Origin of the sequence: Pantoea wallisii (genome assembly GCF_002095485.1) — a bacterium.
Lineage (GTDB): Bacteria > Pseudomonadota > Gammaproteobacteria > Enterobacterales > Enterobacteriaceae > Pantoea > Pantoea wallisii.
In genome coordinates, this window is the sequence record NZ_MLFS01000147.1 from 1 (window position 1) to 304 (window position 304).

The window sequence follows — 304 nt, forward strand, 5'->3', positions numbered from 1 at the left end:
CTGCTGGGCCTGCCGCTCGGCACGCTGCGCGGTCTGTTCCGTCTGCCCGGCGCAGCGCTGTGGGATCTGCTGTTTCTGATCCCCTTCCTTACGCCACCCTATATTGTTGCGCTGGCGTGGACGCTGACGCTGCAGCACAACGGTTATCTTGAACAGCTCACCGGGTTCAACGCCGATCGCCTGCTGTTTAGCCGCAGCGGCATGATTCTGGTGATGACGCTCAACATCTTCCCGGTCGTCTATTTCGCGGTGTCGCGCTCGCTGATGGCCAGCGGCCAGCGGCTGGCGTGGGTGGCGCGCGTAC

General features: G+C 63.8%; 1 pseudogene. It reads left to right on the forward strand.

Going from position 1 to position 304, the window contains the following annotated elements:
- Positions 1-304: pseudogene (locus HA48_RS22000) on the forward strand (iron ABC transporter permease); the annotation flags it as partial.